Origin of the sequence: Streptomyces sp. NPDC005485, assembly GCF_040606085.1 — a bacterium.
Taxonomy (GTDB): domain Bacteria; phylum Actinomycetota; class Actinomycetes; order Streptomycetales; family Streptomycetaceae; genus Streptomyces.
Window position 1 is genome coordinate 1 of the sequence record NZ_JBEXDZ010000317.1, and the last position, 1,907, is coordinate 1,907.

At 72.7% G+C, this 1,907-nt stretch carries 3 protein-coding genes; all 3 read left to right on the forward strand.

The features are described from left to right. Nucleotides 1-942: tyrosine-type recombinase/integrase (locus ABZS97_RS43865; RefSeq protein ID WP_356149660.1), on the forward strand; the 942-nt coding region annotated here is incomplete at its 5' end. A 41-nt stretch (nucleotides 943-983) separates the two neighbouring features. Beyond that, nucleotides 984-1,211, forward strand: coding sequence for a hypothetical protein (locus ABZS97_RS43870; RefSeq protein ID WP_356149663.1), 228 nt, complete (start codon nucleotides 984-986; stop codon nucleotides 1,209-1,211). A gap of 246 nt (nucleotides 1,212-1,457) precedes the next feature. Continuing rightward, a partial coding sequence (locus ABZS97_RS43875) for a M20/M25/M40 family metallo-hydrolase (protein WP_356149667.1) occupies nucleotides 1,458-1,907 on the forward strand: 450 nt, incomplete at its 3' end.

Consider the following 1,907-nt stretch of genomic DNA (forward strand, 5'->3'; position numbering starts at 1 on the left):
GGGTCATCGGCCCGCCGACGACCACGTCACGCCAGGCCTCGTCCAGCCGACGTCCTCACCGCGACGCGCTCATGGCTCGGCCGGCGCCCGTCCGTCCACTCCCAGACCGCCTACGCGAAAGACGCCGGGTGGTGGCTGGCGTACTGCGCGGCCACCGGCACCGACCCGACGACCGCGGCCCCGACCGTGGCCGACGACTACGCCACCGCGCTGCGCGAGACCGGACTGGCCAAGTCCACCCGGGCCCGCAGGCTCGCCGCCGCGTCGTCCTGGTACGCCTACCTCGTCCGCGCCGACGTCGCCGAGCGCAACCCCTTCACCGGCATGGAGCGCCCGTCCGTCTCCGCCGACGCCTCGCCCACCACCGGGCTCACGGCGGCCGAGCTCGGCACGCTGCTCGCCTACGCACGGGAGCAGGAGAGCGCCCGTACCTACGCGCTGCTGACCATGCTCGCCACCACCGCCGGCCGCATCGGCTCCGTGCTCGCCGTGACCGTGGGCGCGCTCGGCTCCGATCAGGGGCACCGGGTCGCGGACCTCGTCGTCAAGGGCGACCTCCGGAAGCGCGTCGTCCTGGTGCCGCTCGCCGTGGCCGCGATCGACACGTACCTGAGCGAGCGGCCCGACGCCGCCCCGGAGGAGCCGCTGTTCGCCACCCGCACCGGCAGGCCGATGGACGAGCCCGCCGCCTACCGGCTGCTGCGCCGCGTCGCCACCGCGGCCGGCATCGACTCCGCGAACAGGATCTCGCCGCACTCGCTGCGCCACTCCTACGCGACCGCGCTGCTCGATCAGGGGGTGCCGCTCGCCGACGTGCAGGACGCCATGGGGCACGCCGACCCGCGCACGACCCGGCGGTACGACCGGCACGCCGGGGCGCTCCACCGCTCGCCCTCGTACCGGATGGCCGACGCGCTCACCGCAGCCATGCGCACCGCCTGACCACCACAACCGACCACCACGACAACCCAGCAGGGGGAACCATGCCGATCGATCCCGTACCCACCGGGCCCGTCACCACCGAACCCCGCGGTTTCGTCTCCGAACCAGACCAGCGCGAGCAGCTGCTCGCCGTGCTAGCCGACGCCGGCGTCGAACTGGGCGACTACGACCACCGCATCATCGAGTGGCTGACCGCCTCGCCCGGATACGAGTGGTCCACCGTCGCCACCATCGCGTCATGGGTGAAGCGAGCAGCCGACAACGCCTGACCTGCCCAACGGAGGGCCCGCGACCATCACGGCCGCGGGCCCTCTGCCATGCCCGCTGTACGTCATCCCGTTGACGTACATCCCTCCCCGGTGACGTACCGGGCGACCGCGGCCGGGGAGAGTTATCGGATTCTTGGCGTTCCGACCGGGCGACCCAACCGCCCTTGTCGCCCGTTTTTTTGCGCGACCCGAATCCCAGCCCCGCGCCCACCTGAGAAAAATCTCTCCCCGGGCCGACCAGCCCGTATGCGATTCCTGACGACCGCCGGGGAACCGGTTCAACCGCCGTCCGCGCGCGGGAGCTCCGGGCTGTTCCCCGTGGGAACACCGAACAGACCCCGGGCCCGCAGATCATCGATGTCCACCCAACGGTTCCCGGGGAGCTCCGCAGTCATCCCGGAGACCGCGAGGTTCGCCGCCACCGTACGGACGTTCTCCGACGCCTCCCACGCGCGTGTGCGCGCCGCCTTCGAGCGGACCGTGCACGGGGTGGCCGCCGCCCACGGCGTGACCGCCGACATCGACTACGTCGAGCAGTACCCGCCGACGGTCAACGACGCGGACGAGGCCGCGTTCGCGCTGGAGACCGCGCGGCAGGTGCTGGGCGCCGACCACGTCTTCGAAGCGCCCAAGCCGATGGCGGGGGCCGAGGACTTCTCCTTCGTGCTGCGGAACGTGCCCGGCGCCTTCGTCGGC